Below are 17,667 nucleotides of genomic sequence, written 5' to 3'. Positions count from 1 at the left end.
GACACATGAGACACAGTCCAGGAAACGGAAAATCGCTACCCCTCAATCCGGCTGAAATCGGCAACCCGGTGCACCGCATCACGGAAACGCGCCAGCAAAGCAAGGCGCGCCTGCCGCTTGTTCGCATCCGCGTCATTAACGATCACCGCTTCAAAGAACCTGTCGATCGGCGCGCGCAAGGTGGCCAACGCAGCCATTGCATCGGCGAACCGCTCGTCTTCCACCGCCGCAGCGGCGCGCGGGGCCGCGGTATCGAGCGCATCAATCAGCGCCTGTTCGGCCGGTTCGGGCGTGTAGGAAAGGTGCTTTTCGGCAGCGTGACGGTCGGCCATCTTGGCGGCGATCACAGCTGTCATCTCGGGATCATCGACCATCGCCAGCGGATCTTCCTCGCCGGTCTGCGCGATTTCGCCTTCGATCCCGCGCCAGTCTTCCTTCTTGAGGATATTGGCCGCGCGCTTGTAGCCGGCGAGCAGGTTCGTGCCGTCTTCGGTGGTGACGAAAGCCTGCAGCGCATGGACGCGGGCGAGCAGGCGGACGAGGTCTCGCTCTCCCTCAATGTCGTCGTCGCCGCCCATATTTGCGACAGCGTCAATAAGATCGTGCCTTGTGCCCTCTTCACGCTGTTGAACCTTCAAACGCTCAACAAAGAAATCATTCAAGTAGTCCACTGCGACGATGCGCCCCATATCCTGGCCTTCAATGACCGGAGTTGCGGCGTAAAACATGTCGTACATTGATGCCCGAAGTGTGCTCGAACGAATGAGCGCAATTACCCCCAGCGCGGCTCGCCGCAGAGCGAAAGGGTCTTTCGAGCCAGTCGGCCGCTCACCGATTAAGAAAAAACAAGCTAACGTATCTAGCTTGTCCGCCAGCGACACCGCCACCGTCACCGGCGCGGTCGGCACCTCATCGCCCTGCCCGACCGGCTTATAGTGATCGCGAATCGCGTCCGAAACTTCCCGCGGCAGACCTTCCTTGGCAGCGTAATAACCGCCCATAAGCCCCTGCAATTCTGGGAATTCGCCGACCATTTCGGTGACCAGATCAGCCTTGCACAACCGCGCGGCCTGTTCGGCCAGTGCGGGATCGCCTGAAACAATCCCTTCCTCGCACAGCCACCGCGCCAGCTTGGCGACGCGCTCGACCTTGTCGGCAACGGTTCCCAGCTTCTCGTGAAACGTGATCCGCGATAGCTTTTCCGCATGAACGGCAAGCGGAGTCTTCTGATCCTGCTCCCAGAAGAACCGCGCATCGGACAGCCTTGCGGCCAGAACCTTGCGGTTGCCGTCCACCACCACTGCCGGATCGTTCGCGGCGATATTGGCGGTGCAGATGAAGGCGTTGGCGAGCTTGCCGTCGGGTCGTTCACATACAAAATATTTCTGGTTCACCCGCGCAGTCAGCTGGATCACTTCGGGCGGCACATCGAGAAAGGTCTCGTCAAAGCGGCCCAGCAGCGGCACGGGCCATTCGGTCAGGCCCGCATTCTCGATCACCAGGCCTTCGTCAGCCACCAGCGACAAGCCCGCGTCAGCCGCAGCCTTGGCCGCGCCGTCGCGGATGATGGCGGCGCGTTCCTCGTGGTCGACGATCACATGGCAGGCGCGCAGCTTTTCGGCATAGTCGCCGGCGCTGCCGATGGTGATCGGACCTTCGTGGTGAAAGCGATGCCCCATTGTGGCAGCGCCGGAAACGATGCCGTCAACCTCGCACGCCACCACTTCGCCATCCAGCAGCGCGACAATCCCCGAAAGTGGCCGCACCCAACGCAAGGAGTCCGTGGTGATCGAAGCGGCGCCCCAGCGCATCGACTTGGGCCAGCTGAAGTCGCGGATGATCGCCGGGATCGCGGCGGCCAGCACATCGGCCAAGGCCCGGCCCGGCTGCGCGATCACCGCAAAGTAGGTCATACGGCCCTTGACGTCACGCAAGGTCAAAGCATCGCGGGTAATGCCAAGCTTGCGGCAAAACCCGTCAATCGCGGCATCGGGCGCGCCTTCGGGCGGGCCTTTGGCCTCTTCGCTTACCGCCTCGGTCGCCAGCGGCAGCCCGTGTGCAATCAGCACAAGGCGGCGCGGGGTCGACCAGATGGTGAGATCGCCAAGGGTGATGCCCGCCGCGCTCAATTCGCGGCGGAACAGCTTTTCAAGTTCGGCCCTCGCCCCGGCCTGCATTCGGGCAGGGATTTCCTCGCTGCGCAGTTCAAGCAGGAAGTCAGCCATCACACGAGGCTCCAGCCAGGATATTTCGCTTCCCAACCCGGCGTCATCTTGGCTGCGTAAGCCTCGCACGAGGAACGCGCCAGATCGCGCACCCGGCCCATGTAGCTGGCGCGTTCCTGCACGCTGATTACGCCCCGGGCCTGCAACAGATTGAACACATGGCTCGCTTCGACCGCCTGTTCATAAGCGGCAATCGGCACGCCCGCGTCCAACGCGTTGCGGCACTCAGCTTCGGCCTTGGCGAACAGGTCAAACAGCGCGTCGGTATCGGCAACCTCGAAGTTCCATTTGGACATCTGGCGCTCGTTTTCGAGGAATACGTCGCCGTATGAGGTTCCCGCAGAATTGAATGCCAGATCATAGACGTTGTCCACGCCCTGAATGTACATGGCGAGACGTTCCAGCCCGTAGGTCAACTCGCCGGCGACCGGTTTGCAATCAAACCCGCCCATCTGCTGGAAATAGGTGAACTGGGTGACTTCCATACCGTCGCACCAGACCTCCCAGCCCAGCCCCCATGCGCCGAGTGTGGGCGATTCCCAATCGTCTTCGACGAAGCGGATGTCATGGGCCAGCGGGTCAATGCCGATCGCGCTCAGGCTTTTGAGATACAGGTCCAAGATGTCGCCGGGTGAAGGCTTCAGGATCACCTGATACTGGTAATAGTGCTGCAGCCGGTTGGGGTTTTCACCATAGCGCCCGTCGGTGGGGCGGCGGCAGGGCTGCACGAAGGCCGCGTTCCACGGCTCAGGACCGAGTGCGCGCAGAGTGGTCGCGGTGTGGAAGGTGCCTGCGCCCATGCGCATATCATAGGGCTGAAGAACCACGCAGCCCGCCTCGGCGCTCCAGAAGTCATGGAGCGTCAGGATCATATCCTGAAACGAACGCGCCGGATCACGCGGTGCGGGGGTATAAGAAGGGACGGCAATCATGGCTGCTCGCAATGGCTGAACGCCCTGCGAGCGTCAATGCCGCAGCGCAGCAACGCCCGCAGACCCACACATTGGTCATGTAGGTGCGACACAAAGTAAGGTCATCTTGACATAGTCAGCGAATCACGACATATAGTCATGCATACCTGACATATCGTCAGGTGGACCTGATGGATGAAAGACATGAAACCGGATCAAGACAATCAGCAACAATGCGGCAACACCATGACCCGTGATGATGAGATCGTGTTCTGGCTCCTGATGGCCGTCTGCCTTTTGACCGTTCTAAATTGAAAGGAAAGACCATGAAATCCCTGAACGAAGCGATCTGCCTCCGGACATGGCAGGCCATGGCCTTGCTGGGCGCGTCCGGCTTTGCGTTTCGCACAATCATGTCCAAAATCGCCATCGCACTGGGCTTTTGAGCGTATGGCCAGAACCCGTATCAGTAAGGCCAGCACCTTCATGGCAGCCAGCTGGGCCGGGCTGGCTGGTTTGCTGATGTATGGCGCCGCAAAAGGCCTATCAGGTTTTGCGGGTCTCGACGTGTTCGGGACAATCCTGCTTGTGGTCGCCAGCCTTGGACTGCTTTGGACACGCAAGGCTGATGAATATACCGAAGGCCTGTGGAATTCAGGAGCAAGCGCCGCCTTCGGGTCGATGCTGGTCATTGCCTTGGGCCTGTCCTTTGCGGCCGGCTTCATCGCCGGGATCACGGATAGCGAGGCCAAGAACCCTGTTTCTGCCGATGCGGTGCTCACGCTCGAAATCACCGCTTTCTATATCGGCCTGTTCGCCAAGCGCCTGCTGGGAGACCGATAATGCCTCTCAAGCCCGGTGCGATCGACGAGAACGACCGCAGCAATCAGTATCGGATGATGTGGGTTGGCGCAGGCGGGGCGATCTTCAGTTTTGCCAACCTGTTTATCGGCATGGATAATCTGCTCTCGGCTATGGCTTACGGGGCGATTGCAGGAGGGCCGCTAGGTGTCGCCTTCGGATCGCGCGCGGACGAATATCTCCGAAGCCTGATGGATACAGGGCTGCGCCGGATGAGCGCGATCCTTGCTGCCTACCTTATGGCGCTGTTTCTTTTGGCTTCCGGAGATGTGGCCGGCAGGCTGGGCTATATCCTTGGCAGTGGCGAAACGCGCGAACCATCGGGGGTTACAGCCTTGATCGCGACCGATGGTCTTGTGGTGGCTTTTTCACTCAGCCTCGCCTTTTACGCCGGTTTCGCCTTTCAATGGCTGCGCGACAGGGCCGGAGCGGCTGACGAGGTATGAAAAACCGCCTCAAAGTCCTGCGTGCCGAACGCGATTGGTCACAGGCGGAGCTTGCCGGGCGGCTCGACGTGTCGCGCCAGGCCGTCAATGCCATCGAGACCGGCAAGCATGACCCTTCCCTCCCCCTCGCCTTCCGCATCGCGCGTTTGTTTGACATGCGCATTGAGGAGATTTTTGATGACGAAATCTGATCTCGAGCAATCTTCCGGCGAGCCATCCGATGGTGTCGTAATTCTCAAGCGGGCTTTGTTAGGGATTGGCGGTGGCATCACACTGGTGATCATCGCGGGCATGATCGCGGGCCATACAAGCGTGTTGATCGAGCAGGACGATCTGCAACTGGTAGATTTCGCCATTCTCGCAGCGATGCTGTGTGCAGGGGCGCTGGTGGGCTACGGCATATGGCGGTTTTGGCCGCGCGGGATCGATGAACCACTATCGCCCCGCGTCAAAGGCGCCCGCAATCTGTTTGGCGCGGCCGCATTGCTTGGTGTGGCTTTAGCGATTGTTTTGATTTCGGCGGACGAGGGTTCGCGCGATATCTTGGCCAACACGCCGATCCAACCCGGCCTTGCGATCTTTGCCATTGTCTTGTGGATGATCGTTGGCCCGTTGCTGACATGGTTATGGTGGCGCAAGATCGACGAGCACGAAGCCGGTGCCTATCGCGATGGCGCGATGATCGCAGTCCATGCTTATATCTTCTTGGCTCCAGCGTGGTGGATCGCGAGCCGCGCAGGCTGGGTTGCGCCGCAAGAGCCAATGCTGGTCGTATTGGCCGTGTGCGCTGTGTGGTGCATCGTTTGGTTTATCAGGCGCTATTTCTGAACCGCCTTATGTCTTTACGCATACTTTTTCCGTTCCCTATGACACACTGAGGAGAATACGAATGAAACTTGCCAAATTGCTTTCGCTGACCGCGGCTCCCCTTGCCTTGTTCGCTGCGAGCCCGGCGATGGCCGACGAACATGCTGGTCACACGACAACCGCTGTCCAGACCAACGGGCCAGCCTTGTGGAAAGTCGCCGACGCAGACACGACCATTTACCTGTTCGGCACTGTGCACGTGCTGCCCAAGGAGATCGAATGGTACGATGCCACAATTGCCGAAGCGCTCACCGGGTCGGACACCATCGTCACCGAAATTCCCATGGACCCCGAAAGCGAAGCCGCGCTTCAGCAGCTGACCATGGCCAAGGGTAAGCTCCCCGCTGGCACGACGCTGCGTTCGTTGCTCACCGCCGAACAGACCGAGGCCTATACCGCTGCGATGGCGAAGATCGGCGCTCCGGCGGAAGCTTTTGATCCGTTCAAGCCGTGGCTTGCAGGGCTGACCCTTTCGATCCTGCCGTTGATGCAGCAGGGTTACGACCCTTCAAGCGGCGTGGAAAAGATCCTGCTGGCCAAGGTGCCGGAGATGCCGAAGGACGCGCTTGAAACCGCTGAATTTCAGCTCGGCATTTTTGACGGGATGGAACAGGACGCGCAAGTCGCCTTCTTGATGGAAGCTGCAACCGGGATCGACGAGGTCAAGCCGATGCTCGATCGGATGGTCGCCGAGTGGGTCAAGGGCGATGCCGATGCTCTGGCGGAAGTCATGAACGAAGGCATGACCGACCCGGCTGTGGCTGAAGCTCTGCTCTACAGCCGTAACGCCAACTGGGCCGAGTGGATCGGCACCCGTCTCGACACGCCTGGCACGGTGTTCATTGCGGTAGGCGCAGGCCACCTGGCCGGCACCAAAAGCGTGCAGGATTACCTTGCAGAAAAGGGCATCACCACGAGCCGGGTCAAGTGATCCGCGGTTTGGCACAATGACCTTGAAAGGGCGGGCGGGATTGGCCGGAATTAAACGCTTAATTGCGGCCGGGCTTCTCGCCTCCCTTGGGGTAATAGTTCTCGCCGGATGCAGCGATGCATCCGGCGATGCATATGATGGCCCTGCGCCCGATCCGCTGCTTTACGAAATTGCATCGGCCGATGGTACGGTTGAAGGCTGGATGATGGGCACCATCCATGCCCTCCCCCAAGGTGTTGACTGGCAGACGAGCGAGGTTGCGCGGGTCATTGCCGAGGCCGATTTGCTGGTCGTCGAAATTGCCAACCTGGACGATGGCGAAAATGTTGCTTCAACCTTTGCGACTCTCAGCACCACGCAAGGCCTGCCACCGCTCGCGCAAAGAGTGCCACAGGATCTTGTCACACCCTTGGGGTTGTTGATGGAACGTGCCGGGGCCAGCGCGCAACGCTTTGCCACGCTGGAGACGTGGGCCGCCGCAATTGTCCTGGCACGGGTCAGCGCGGTCGGCGATCCGGCCAATGGCGTAGACCGTGCGTTAATCCGCGACTTCGCCAGCCGATCGGTGCTGGAACTGGAAGGGGTGCGGGCGCAACTTTCGATCTTCGATCGATTGCCCGAAGCGCAACAGCGCGCCATGCTAGCCGCTGTGGTTCGCGAGGCAGGGGATACGGGCCGGGATCCCGCGCGCCTTCAGCGTGCCTGGTTGGCCGGTGACGTCGATACCATTGAACAATCGAGGCGCACCGGCATCTTGGCCGATCCGGCCGTTCGTGAGGCGCTGTTGGTGGCGCGCAACCGGCGCTGGGCTGCGACGTTAAATGCGACACTTGCCAAGCCACCACGTCCGTTGATCGCAGTGGGCGCGGCGCATCTGGTGGGCTCGGATGGCCTCGTAAGCCTGCTCGCCGCACGGGGATACCGCGTCAAGCGCCTGCCCTGAATCGGTTGCAAATCCGGAAAGGTGTCTCTATTGGCTCACGCTTCGTAGCACCGGTCATCCCTGGAGGCGGTGCGCGCGATGACACACAATCAACCTGCATTCGAAAGGCACGATAATGAGCGACGCTCTGAACCTGCCGGCTGAATCGCGCGAACGGGCTGGCAAGGGAGCCTCCCGTGCACTTCGTCGCGATGGTCGGACACCTGCAGTCATTTATGGCGGCAAGGAAGAACCCACAATGATCCATCTCGAGCAGAAGGAACTGGTGAAGCTGTTGAACACCGGTCACTTTATGAACTCGATCGTCAATATCGAGATCGGTGGGAAGACCGTTCGCACGTTGCCCAAGGATGTGGCGTTCAACCCGGTGACAGACCGCCCGGTTCACGTCGATTTCCTCCGCATGACCGGCGATAGCATGGTGCAAGTGCAGGTTCCCGTGGTCTTCATCAACGAAGATGCATCACCCGGCCTCAAGAAGGGCGGCGTGCTGAACGTTGTGCGTCACGAGCTTGAGCTGCTCTGCCCGAACGCCAGCATTCCCGATGACATTCAGATCGATGTCACCGGCAAGGATGTTGGCGATGCGATCCACATCAGCGAAGTGACCTTGCCCAAGGGCGTTACCAGCGCGATCACGGACCGCGATTACACTATTGCGACATTGGTTGCTCCGTCTGCGCTCAAGAGTAGCGGGACCGATGCCGAAGAAGAAGCACCGGAGGAAACCGAAGCCGAATAGGCGGCTGGTTTTTCTTAAGATCGTACGGCGCCGGGCTTCGGAAGAAGTCCGGCGTTTCGTTTTTTGTCTGTCGCAGCTAGGAACATGCCATGCAGATCTGGGTCGGCCTTGGAAATCCCGGTCCGCGCTACGCGCTTCATCGCCACAACATCGGGTTTATGGCGGCTGATGTCATTGCAGACATGCACGGATTTGGTCCGGTCCAGACAAAGTTTCAGGGATGGGTTCAGGAAGGACGCATCGGCAGCGAGAAAGTGCTGCTGCTCAAGCCCGCGACATTCATGAACGAAAGTGGCCGTGCGGTTGGTGAGGCATTGCGGTTCTACAAACTTGGAACCGACGCTCTGACTGTATTTCATGATGAGCTTGATCTTGCGCCCTTCAAGGTCAAGGTGAAGCAAGGCGGCGGTCATGCCGGGCACAATGGCCTGCGCTCGATCGACCAGCATTGCGGCGCCGACTTTCGTCGCATTCGCCTGGGCATCGGCCATCCGGGACACAAGGACCGCGTAACCGGCCACGTGCTTGGCAATTATGCCAAGGATGAACAAGACGATCTGATAGCCATGCTGGGTGCCCTTGGCGCGGAAGCCGGTTGGCTGGCACAAAAAGACGACGTACGCTTCATGAATGACGTGGCGCTTCGAATGCAAGGCTAACCATGCGGCGCGCGGATGCACCAATTAGGGACACCACTGGCCTAACCCTGCGACAAGATACTGCGTTTCTTGTAAACATCTCGCCATAGGTTTCGAACAGCGACAGGGGCTGATGATGACGGCGTTGATAAAGCAAGCATGTGGTAAGGCGTTCTCGGGAATGACCGCGATCGTACTGTTTGGCGCCGCCTTTGCGGTTCCGGCGCAGGCGATGAAAGAGCCCCCGACCGAGCCCGGCAGCAGTTCTTCAGGTGGATCGTCGAGCGGCGGAACAGCTGTGCCCGAACCCTCCAGCATCGTTCTGTTTGGGGCGGGTGCGGCTGCCTTCATGATGGCTCGTCGTCGTCGCAAAACGCAGGACTGACGCACATATCGAAGCTCGGGGCGGGAAACCGCCTCGGGCCCTGCACGCCCCGCATGATCGCCAATGCAGTGTTGCACTGGCTTGCACATTAGCGTGAACCCAATATCCTTGGACGGACCAGCCACCGCTAGGGATATCGACATGACCCGCCTCGACCGTCGCTCGCTGCTTGCAGGCGCCGCCGCCACCGCCTCGCTTGCCGCGACTGTGCGAGTCCGTGCTGCTGACCCGGTTTATTCGCCCCGGCATAGCTTTGAAGGCAAAAGCGTCCTGATTACGGGATGCTCCTCCGGCTTTGGAAGGCTGGCAGCCGAATTGCTGGCACGGCAGGGTGCCAAAGTGTTCGCTACGCTGCGCAACCTGCCCCGGCCCGAAGCCGATGAGTTGCGGGCTCTCGCATTGAACGAGCGGCTCGATCTGCACGTCCTTGCGATCGACGTCACATCCGAAGATCAGGTAAGCAAGGGCGTTGCCGAAGCGGAGCAGATTGCTGGCGGCGGCATCGACGTCTTGGTGAATTATGCCGGAATCGGCATCACCTCGCCCGTCGAGGTGCAGGACATGGAGGCCACCCGGCTGATGTTCGAAACCAATGTCTTTGGCCCGCACCGCATGGCGCGTGCGGTGTTGCCGGGGATGCGGGCCAAGGGCGCCGGACAGGTCATCCAGATTTCGAGCCAGCTGGGACGAGTCATCGCGCCCTATTCCGGGCATTATTCCGCCACCAAGTTTGCTCTCGAGGCCATGAGCGAACAGCTCGCCTACGAACTGGTGCCGCACAATATCGACGTCTCGATCATCGAACCCGGCGGTTATCCCACCAAAGTGTGGGTCAACCGCAACGCCTATTCCTTGGACCTGAAAGCGCGGGCAGCCGCCGTGCATACCAATGGCTACCCGCAACAGGTTGCCCGCATGGGGACCGAAGACGGATCGGGCCGCAGCAATGACCCGATGGACGTGGCACGCGCGATTGCAGGTTTGATCGCGCAGCCCCCCGGCACCCGCCCGCTGCGCCTGCCGGTATCGCCGGGCAACAAGCCACAGGTGCCGATAAATGATCTGACGTCGCGGGTGCAGACTGAATGGCTCGGCGCGTCACCTGCGGTTGGCCCATTAATCCGCGCGGTGCATCAAAGGTGAGGCTCTAGCCAGCGCCCCGCTCGCCCGCTAAGGCCCACCGCTTTCCAGCTAGTGAAGAGTACACATCATGGGTTTCCGTTGCGGAATCGTCGGCCTGCCCAACGTGGGCAAGTCCACCTTGTTTAATGCGCTTACCGAAACGCAGGCTGCACAGGCCGCGAACTATCCGTTCTGCACGATTGAACCCAATGTGGGGCAAGTCGCGGTGCCCGATGATCGGCTCCAGAAGATCGCGGCCATCGGCAAAAGCGCCAAGATCATCGAAACGCAGTTGGGCTTTGTCGACATCGCCGGCCTTGTGAAAGGGGCGAGCAAGGGCGAAGGTCTCGGCAACCAGTTCCTCGGCAATATCCGCGAAGTGGACGCCATCGTCCATGTGCTGCGCTGCTTCGAGGATGGTGATATCCAGCACGTCGCCAACAAGGTCGATCCGATTGCTGACGCTGAAGTGGTCGAGACCGAACTGATGCTCTCCGATCTGGAGAGCCTCGAAAAGCGCGTGCCGGCAGCAGCAAAGCGCGGCGCGGCGGGCGACAAGGAAGCCAAGGCCATGGCGAGCGTGCTCAGACAAGCTCTGGAACTCCTGCGCGAAGGCAAGCCTGCGCGGCTAACCGTGCCAGGCGACGAGGAGGAAGAGCGCCTGTTCAAGCAGGCCCAGCTGCTTACCGCCAAACCGGTGCTCTATGTGTGCAATGTCGCGGAAGAAGATGCGGCGCAGGGAAATGCGCTGTCCGCGCAAGTCTTTGCCAAGGCAGCGGCAGAAGGCGCCGAAGCCGTGGTCGTATCGGCGGCGATAGAGGCGGATCTGGTAACCATGCCGGTTGAAGACCGTGGTGAATTCCTCGAAGCCCTCGGCCTGAGTGAAAGTGGCCTTGCCCGCGTGATCCGGGCCGGATATAAGCTGCTGGTTTTAAAGACCTTTTTTACCTGCGGCCCCAAGGAAGCCCGCGCCTGGACCTTTCCGGATGGCGCGAAAGCGCCGCAGGCGGCTGGCGAAATCCACTCCGATTTCGAACGCGGGTTCATTCGCGCCGAAACCATCGCTTACGAGGATTATGTTACACTCGGCGGCGAAGCCGGTGCAAAGGAAGCGGGCAAATTGCGACAAGAAGGCAAGGAATATGTGGTGCAGGACGGTGACGTGCTGCTGTTCAAGTTCAACGTCTGACCGTCACAAGACGCGTGGTCGCGCAATTGTCGCGCAACGCGATTAAGGGTTCTGCCATGCATCGTTTCCTGCTTTTGCTCGCCGCGCTATTGCTGCCCGCGCCGCTTGCGGCTGACGACACCAGCCCTGCTCCACCGCGTGCGGTTACGATCCTGATCGGGATCGACGGCTTTCGCCCTGATTACCTGGAGCGTGGCATAACTCCGCGTCTCAGTGCCCTGGCCGCGAATGGTGCCAGCGGCGACATGCGGCCGAGCTTTCCAACCAAGACTTTTCCCAATCACTACGCCATCGTGACCGGGAAGCGGCCCGATCGTAATGGCATCGTGGGCAATTCGATGATCGATCCGCGCCGGCCTGGTCAGATTTTCAGTTTGGGCAACGCCCGGCAGGCGCTTGATCCGTTCTGGTGGAACGAGGCGGAACCTATCTGGGTAACGGCCGAGCGCGCAGGCATCAGAACCGCGACCATGTTCTGGCCGGGTAGCGAAGTGCCGATCAACGGCGTCCGACCCAGCGACTGGCTTCGGTTTGACCAGAATGTGAGCAACACCCAGCGGGTCAACACGATGCTGGACTGGATGCGGCGACCAGCAGCAATCCGCCCGGTTTTCGCAACGCTGTATTTCGATACCGTCGACACGCAAGGCCACCGCTTCGGCCCGGGTAGTGCAGAAGTGAACACCGCCATTGCCGAAATCGACGCGCGGATCGGCGATCTGGTGGACGGTCTTGCGGACCTCGACGTAACGGTAAATCTCGTAATCGTGGCTGATCACGGGATGCGTGAGGTTGACGCGGGGCGTGTCATCCGACTCGACGAACTGATCGATCGTGACAGCTATATCGCGGTCGAGACTGGTCCCTACGCTGCGGTTGAGCCGGTTACCGGCACCGACACCCGTGTTGCCGAGGCGTTGTTGGTGCCACACGAACACATGACCTGCGCTCGAAAAGAAGAATTGCCTGAACGCCTCCACTACGGAAGCAATCCGCGCGTGGCGGCGATCATCTGTATCGCCGAAAATGGGTGGACGATCCTTTCGGGTGAGCCAAACTACCCCGTCTCTGGCGGTGCGCATGGTTACGACAATGCCGATCCGCAAATGTTGGCGCTGTTCATCGCCACTGGTCCCGCGTTTTCGCAAGGTCACCGCATGGCCGTGTTCGACAATGTTGCGGTTGCGGCTTTGTTGCGCGCCGCGATTGGCTTGCCAGAAGACCCCGACGCCGATGGCACGTTGGCTGATGTAAGCGCCGCTCTGCGCCGCTAACATGGCGGCATGAGCTTGCGTGATTAACATGAAATAGCAAGCCTCAGGCGGATCTGTGGCTCAACCTCGATAAACCCTTCGGCTTTGCGCGCAGGTTAAGGGAACATCGACGCGTTCGATTCAGTTTGCCTGCTTAATGCTGAACCAGGGAAATGACCGTGATCGATAAATCCGAGAAATTCGAATGGTTGGTGCGTGCCGGATATCTTTCGCGCGCGTTGCTTTACGTAATGCTCGGAATGATCGCCCTCACGAACGCGAGCGCCATCAGCGAAGGCACCGACTGCATCTTTCAGGCGATTGAGAATTTTCCTGCCGGCACAGTTGTTCTGTGGATAATGGTGGTTGGCCTTCTGGCTTACGCTCTGTTCCGATTTGCCTCGCCCGTATTCGATATCGAGAATAGCGGTTCTGATGCGAAGGGCTGGGGCAAGCGGATTGGCCATGCAGGCTCGGGCATCGGTCATCTTGCGCTCGCCTGGACGGCTTACAAGTTTGCCACGAGCGTACCGGGGGGTTCGGGCGATGGCGCACAGACCGCAGCCGCAGGGGTGCTCGGCCTGCCGCTTGGCGAGCTGGCTTTGGGTGTCCTTGGCCTCGCCTTTTTCCTGACGTCCGTTTTCCAGTTCAAAAAGGCGGTGACGGGCGATTTCATGCAACGCATTTCCGGTGCGGCCCCGTCTTTCACGCGAATGTTGGGTGGCGCAGGCTTTGCGGCGCGCGGCGTTGTCTATGCCGTGATCGGATGGTCGTTGGTCAAGGCAGGCTTCATGGCAAGCGGCGCCGGCGGGGTTCGCTCTTTGGGAACGGCACTGGCGGATCTCGCGGGCACGGGGACCTTGTTCACACTTACGGCGCTGGGCCTGCTGATCTTTGGCGCTTTCAGCCTGATTCTGGCGCGTTATCGCATCATCCCGGAAATCGATCCCGATGCCGGTATTCCGAAATTCCGATTGGACTAATGCCGACCGAACAGTTTTTCGACGTCCTCCATCGACAATTTGACCCATGTCGGGCGTCCGTGATTGCATTGGCCCGATCGCGGCGTCACTTCCATTTCGCGTAGCAGAGCATTCATTTCTGTAACGCTGAGGGTGCGCCCTGCCCGCACAGAACCGTGGCAGGCCATGGTCGCAAGAACCAGTTCGAGCCGCTCTGCCAACAACAGCGCGCCGCTGTCTTCTTGCTTGCCGTGCTTCGCGATGTCATCAGCAAGATCCCGCAACAGCGCCGCGCCGTCCGCCTTGGGAAGGGCAGCGGGCAGCGCGCGCACAAGCATGGCCGATGGTCCGAATCGTTCAATCACAAGGCCGTAGCGCGCCAAGCCCTCGGCGGCATCTTCCAACCGGTCGCAATCGACCTCGTCCAGTTCGACCATATCGGGCACCAAAAGGGCCTGGCTTCGACGGTTGGCAGCGTCGGCCCCGGCGGCGCGCAGACGTTCGAGAACCAGCCGTTCGTGCGCCGCGTGTTGATCAACCAGCACCAGGCCATCTGCCGATTCTGCAACAATGTAGGTGTTGGCAACCTGCCCGCGGGCAACTCCCAAAGGGTATCGCTGTGCATCATCGGGGACAGACACAGCTTCCTCGGCGCGACCGTGCGGTTCAGCGAGCGGGCCATTCCAAGCTGATCGCGCATCGCTGAAACGCGGCTGTTGCGCGCTCCAATCGCGGCCCGAAAAGATGCTTTCGAGCGCCGATGATGCGGGAGGCGTCGGCACCGCAGGTTCGCTCACCCAGCGCCCCATGGCACCGCGATCCGGCCCTTGCGCACTGCGCCGATCACCTGTGTCCAATGCCTGCCGCAAGCCTGAGACAATGAAGCCGCGCACCCCGGCACTGTCGCGGAAGCGAACTTCGGTTTTCGCAGGATGGACGTTCACGTCGACATCCTGCGGTGGCAGATCGAGGAACAGCGCCAACACCGCGTGGCGATCCCGTGCCAGCATATCGGCGTAGGCTCCGCGCACCGCCCCGACCAGCAACCGGTCCTTCACAGGCCGTCCATTGACGAACAGATATTGGTGATCGGCAACCCCGCGATTGTAGGTCGGCAAGCCCGCAAGACCGGTCAGACGCATCACCCCGTGGGGCGTATCGCGTTCCTGCTCGATCGCGACCGAATTGTCTTTCAATTCATGCGCAATGATCCGCGCAACACGGGTCGCCAATTCTTCGCCGGGCTGCAAGGACAACACCGTTCGCTTGCCCGCTTCGGTGCTGGTTTCGAACGTGAAGCCAATATCCGGCCGCGCCATTGCGAGCCTTCGGACCACATCCAGACAGGCGGCATATTCGCTGCGCGCCGTGCGCAGGAACTTGCGGCGCGCGGGAATCCTGGCGAACAGTTCTTCCACCCGCACACGCGTACCGGGCGGTACGGCGGCGGGTTCATCGGCGAGCACGGAACCGTGATCGACCACCCGCCTCCACCCTTGCGATGCGCCGGCTTCGCGGCTTTCGATCGTGAGGCGCGCAACACTGGCAATCGACGGCAGCGCTTCGCCCCGAAACCCCAATGTCGTTACAAGCTCAATCGCGCCTTGGGGACCGATAAGCGAGTCAGGCAGTTTGGAGGTGGCATGGCGTTCAAGCGCCAGCGCGATACCGTCGGGCTCCATTCCGCAGCCATCATCGACCACCTCAATCCGGGCCAACCCCCCATCGGATACTGCGACGCCGATTCGGTTGGCGCCTGCATCAATGGCGTTTTCAATGAGCTCTTTCAGCGCAGCCGCAGGTCGTTCGACCACCTCACCCGCAGCAATACGGTTCACAAGCACAGAAGGGAGGCGGCGGATTTCGGGCATTTGTCGCACGCTAGCCTTCAGACATCGCAATTTCGAGGGCGCACCGCCGGAAATCGCCATGGCAGTGGACAAATATTTTGGCCTTTTGTCCGCGAATTGGCTAGGCGCGCGCTGTCATGTCATACACGGGCCGGATTTCTTCGTAGCCGTCTCGAAAACACCCGCCCGCGCCCTCTGCTTCGCCTTCATTGGAACACCACCACAGATGAGCTTCTTGTCCAATCTCTTCAAGTTTCGTTCGCAAAACATGGCGATCGATCTTGGAACCGCCAACACGCTGGTCTATGTGCAGGATCAGGGCATTGTCCTGAATGAGCCGTCGGTGGTTGCAATCGAGACAATCAACGGAATTCGCCGGGTGAAAGCGGTTGGCAATGATGCCAAAATGATGATGGGCAAGACACCCGACAGCATTGAAGCAATCCGTCCGTTGCGTGATGGCGTGATCGCCGACATCGAAGTGGCCGAGCAGATGATCAAGCACTTCATCCAGAAGGTGCATGGCAAGAAGAGCATGTTCCGCTACCCGGAAATCGTGATCTGCGTGCCTTCAGGCTCCACCTCGGTGGAGCGACGTGCGATCCGTGATGCGGCCTCCAACGCTGGTGCATCGGACGTGCATCTGATCCTTGAACCGATGGCTGCAGCCATTGGCGCTGACATGCCCGTAACAGAACCCGTCGGTTCAATGGTGGTCGATATTGGCGGCGGCACGACCGAAGTTGCGGTACTGTCATTGCGTGGGCTTGCCTACACCACTTCGGTACGCACCGGGGGCGACAAGATGGACGAAGCGATCGTTTCTTATGTCCGCCGCCACCACAACCTGCTGATCGGTGACGCCACGGCTGAACGAATCAAGAAGGATTACGGGATCGCCATGATCCCCGAAGACGGCGTTGGTGAGACAATTACGCTGAAGGGCCGCGATCTGGTCAACGGCGTGCCCAAGGAGATCACCATCAATCAGGCTCATGTTGCCGAGGCGTTGAGTGAGCCGATCGGCGCCATCGTGGAAGGCGTCCGCATTGCGCTGGAAAACACGGCGCCTGAATTGGCGGCGGACATCGTCGATCAGGGTATAGTGCTCACTGGCGGCGGTGCCTTGATCCGGCGGCTCGACGAGCATTTGCGTGAAGAGACCGGCCTGCCAGTTTCGGTTGCCGAAGATCCGCTTCTGTGTGTCGCCATCGGCACGGGACGGGCGATGGAAGATCCGATCTATCGCGGCGTCCTGATGACCGCGTGACGCGACCGCATGTAATCCAGAAGGGACTTTAAGCCATGGCGCCCCCCTCTTCGCGCCGATCGGGCTTTTCGAAGAAGGCGCAATATTCCGCGTTCACCGGCTATGTGCTGGCGGGCGCGGGTGTTGTGCTTGGTCTTGCTTTGCTGGCGCTATCGCTCTGGCAACCGACAGCATTTGCGCCCTTGCGCGGCGTGGCCAGCGATGTGGTTGCGCCGGTCGGGTCGGGCACCGCGGTTGTGCGTTCTGAGTCCCAAGGCCTTTTCGCCAACATTTCGGGCTATTTTCAAGCGGGTCAGCAAAACGCAACTTTGCGCCGTGAATTGGAAATTGCGCGGATCCGCCTGGCAGAAGCCGATGCGGTCCGGGCTGAAAATCTGCGCCTCAAAGGCTTGCTGGCGCTCAAGGAAGGCGCAGCAAAGCCAGTTGTCACAGCACGTCTCGTCGGTTCAACAGCCACCAGCGGGCGGCGGCATGCTTACCTCAGTGCAGGGGCAAACAACGGCGTCGAGCCTGGAATGGCGGTTGTGTCTGAACGCGGCGTCGTTGGCCGCGTGCTTGAAACCGGACGCAGATCGGCACGCGTCCTTTTGCTCACCGACAGCGAGAGCGTTCTTCCGGTGCGGCGTGCCAAGGATAATATCATCGCCTTCGCCGAAGGACGCGGAGACGGCCTGTTGCGGATCCGGCTGGTCAATCTTGGGGTCAATCCGCTGAAGGTCGGCGATATGATGGTCACAAGTGGAGCAGGCGGATATTACCGGCCCGGGGTTGCGGTGGCGGTGATCGCCAAAATAACGCCCGACGGCGGGATCGCGCGGCTCGTGGCGGAGCCCAGCGCCACCAATTTTGTGGCGGTAGAACCTGTTTTTCAGCCCGCCGCCGTGGCTGAATTGGATGAACCGAACGCGTCCGGTACAGAAGCTTCAGCCAGCGCTTCTGCAACGATCACCCAGTCGCCCGGTGCTGCGGATGAGGACGAATAATGGAGCGGCTTGATCCCCGCGCCCATGCGGATGTGTATGGTCGGCGGATCAATCGTGCGCCCTCCCCGCTGCGCGCGCTCAGCGTGCCT

Annotated in this window: 18 protein-coding genes; 15 read left to right on the top strand and 3 right to left on the bottom strand. The window is 60.4% G+C overall.

Annotated elements, in window-relative coordinates:
* Window positions 1-35: 35 nt before the first annotated feature.
* Together glyS and ACRANW_RS09970 are read right to left on the bottom strand one after the other, a co-directional pair.
* Window positions 36-2,225 carry a glycine--tRNA ligase subunit beta gene (glyS, locus tag ACRANW_RS09975; RefSeq protein WP_479431647.1) on the bottom strand — a complete coding sequence of 730 codons (2,190 nt, stop codon included), beginning with the start codon at window positions 2,223-2,225 and terminating at the stop codon, window positions 36-38.
* The gene (locus tag ACRANW_RS09970) at window positions 2,225-3,157 is read right to left on the bottom strand and encodes a glycine--tRNA ligase subunit alpha (RefSeq protein WP_479431646.1); all 933 of its coding nucleotides are present in this window, start codon (window positions 3,155-3,157) and stop codon (window positions 2,225-2,227) included. The genes glyS and ACRANW_RS09970 overlap by 1 nt, the downstream gene beginning before the upstream one ends.
* Window positions 3,158-3,586: 429 nt before the next feature.
* Here ACRANW_RS09970 and ACRANW_RS09965 point away from each other — a divergent pair, with 429 nt between their 5' ends.
* The 13 genes from ACRANW_RS09965 (at window position 3,587) to ACRANW_RS09905 (ending at window position 13,496) form a co-directional block, all read left to right on the top strand.
* Window positions 3,587-3,979 (top strand): hypothetical protein, encoded by a 393-nt coding sequence (locus ACRANW_RS09965; protein ID WP_479431645.1) that lies wholly within the window; start codon window positions 3,587-3,589, stop codon window positions 3,977-3,979.
* Window positions 3,979-4,443 carry a hypothetical protein gene (locus tag ACRANW_RS09960; RefSeq protein WP_479431644.1) on the top strand — a complete coding sequence of 155 codons (465 nt, stop codon included), beginning with the start codon at window positions 3,979-3,981 and terminating at the stop codon, window positions 4,441-4,443. The genes ACRANW_RS09965 and ACRANW_RS09960 overlap by 1 nt, the downstream gene beginning before the upstream one ends.
* Window positions 4,440-4,634 carry a helix-turn-helix transcriptional regulator gene (locus ACRANW_RS09955; protein WP_479431643.1) on the top strand — a complete coding sequence of 65 codons (195 nt, stop codon included), beginning with the start codon at window positions 4,440-4,442 and terminating at the stop codon, window positions 4,632-4,634. The genes ACRANW_RS09960 and ACRANW_RS09955 overlap by 4 nt, the downstream gene beginning before the upstream one ends.
* On the top strand, window positions 4,621-5,271 hold the full coding sequence (locus tag ACRANW_RS09950) for a hypothetical protein (protein ID WP_479431642.1): 651 nt from the start codon (window positions 4,621-4,623) through the stop codon (window positions 5,269-5,271). The genes ACRANW_RS09955 and ACRANW_RS09950 overlap by 14 nt, the downstream gene beginning before the upstream one ends.
* Window positions 5,272-5,332: 61 nt before the next feature.
* The gene (locus tag ACRANW_RS09945) at window positions 5,333-6,241 is read left to right on the top strand and encodes a TraB/GumN family protein (protein WP_479431641.1); all 909 of its coding nucleotides are present in this window, start codon (window positions 5,333-5,335) and stop codon (window positions 6,239-6,241) included.
* Window positions 6,242-6,281: 40 nt separating this feature from the next.
* Window positions 6,282-7,184 (top strand): TraB/GumN family protein, encoded by a 903-nt coding sequence (locus ACRANW_RS09940; protein WP_479431640.1) that lies wholly within the window; start codon window positions 6,282-6,284, stop codon window positions 7,182-7,184.
* Between the two features lie 115 nt (window positions 7,185-7,299).
* On the top strand, window positions 7,300-7,926 hold the full coding sequence (locus tag ACRANW_RS09935; RefSeq protein WP_479431639.1) for a 50S ribosomal protein L25/general stress protein Ctc: 627 nt from the start codon (window positions 7,300-7,302) through the stop codon (window positions 7,924-7,926).
* 89 nt (window positions 7,927-8,015) lie between these two features.
* A complete protein-coding gene (gene pth, locus ACRANW_RS09930; protein WP_479431638.1) occupies window positions 8,016-8,585 on the top strand; it encodes an aminoacyl-tRNA hydrolase in 570 nt (189 codons plus the stop codon).
* 160 nt (window positions 8,586-8,745) lie between these two features.
* Complete coding sequence (locus ACRANW_RS09925; RefSeq protein ID WP_479431637.1) at window positions 8,746-8,949, top strand: PEP-CTERM sorting domain-containing protein; 204 nt, start codon at window positions 8,746-8,748, stop codon at window positions 8,947-8,949.
* A gap of 141 nt (window positions 8,950-9,090) precedes the next feature.
* Entirely contained in the window at window positions 9,091-10,092 is a 1,002-nt protein-coding gene (locus ACRANW_RS09920) for an SDR family oxidoreductase (protein ID WP_479431636.1), read from the top strand.
* A 67-nt stretch (window positions 10,093-10,159) separates the two neighbouring features.
* Window positions 10,160-11,260: a redox-regulated ATPase YchF gene (gene ychF / locus ACRANW_RS09915; RefSeq protein WP_479431635.1), complete on the top strand. Its 1,101-nt coding sequence runs from the start codon at window positions 10,160-10,162 to the stop codon at window positions 11,258-11,260.
* Between the two features lie 56 nt (window positions 11,261-11,316).
* Complete coding sequence (locus tag ACRANW_RS09910; RefSeq protein ID WP_479431634.1) at window positions 11,317-12,534, top strand: alkaline phosphatase family protein; 1,218 nt, start codon at window positions 11,317-11,319, stop codon at window positions 12,532-12,534.
* A gap of 152 nt (window positions 12,535-12,686) precedes the next feature.
* Window positions 12,687-13,496, top strand: coding sequence for a DUF1206 domain-containing protein (locus ACRANW_RS09905; RefSeq protein WP_479431633.1), 810 nt, complete (start codon window positions 12,687-12,689; stop codon window positions 13,494-13,496).
* Here ACRANW_RS09905 and mutL read toward each other — a convergent pair.
* Entirely contained in the window at window positions 13,493-15,346 is a 1,854-nt protein-coding gene (gene mutL, locus ACRANW_RS09900) for a DNA mismatch repair endonuclease MutL (RefSeq protein ID WP_479431632.1), read from the bottom strand. The genes ACRANW_RS09905 and mutL overlap by 4 nt on opposite strands.
* A 205-nt stretch (window positions 15,347-15,551) precedes the next feature.
* On the opposite strand from mutL, the gene ACRANW_RS09895 reads away from it, so the two are divergent.
* Window positions 15,552-16,595 carry a rod shape-determining protein gene (locus ACRANW_RS09895; RefSeq protein WP_479431631.1) on the top strand — a complete coding sequence of 348 codons (1,044 nt, stop codon included), beginning with the start codon at window positions 15,552-15,554 and terminating at the stop codon, window positions 16,593-16,595.
* Window positions 16,596-16,630: 35 nt separating this feature from the next.
* On the top strand, window positions 16,631-17,578 hold the full coding sequence (locus ACRANW_RS09890) for a rod shape-determining protein MreC (protein ID WP_479431630.1): 948 nt from the start codon (window positions 16,631-16,633) through the stop codon (window positions 17,576-17,578).
* The last annotated feature ends 89 nt before the right edge of the window (window positions 17,579-17,667 follow it).

The organism is Erythrobacter sp. 'gip.4 top 5' (assembly GCF_056495765.1).
The sequence above is the reverse complement of the archived record's forward strand: the minus strand, read 5'-3'. Positions and strand labels throughout refer to the sequence as shown.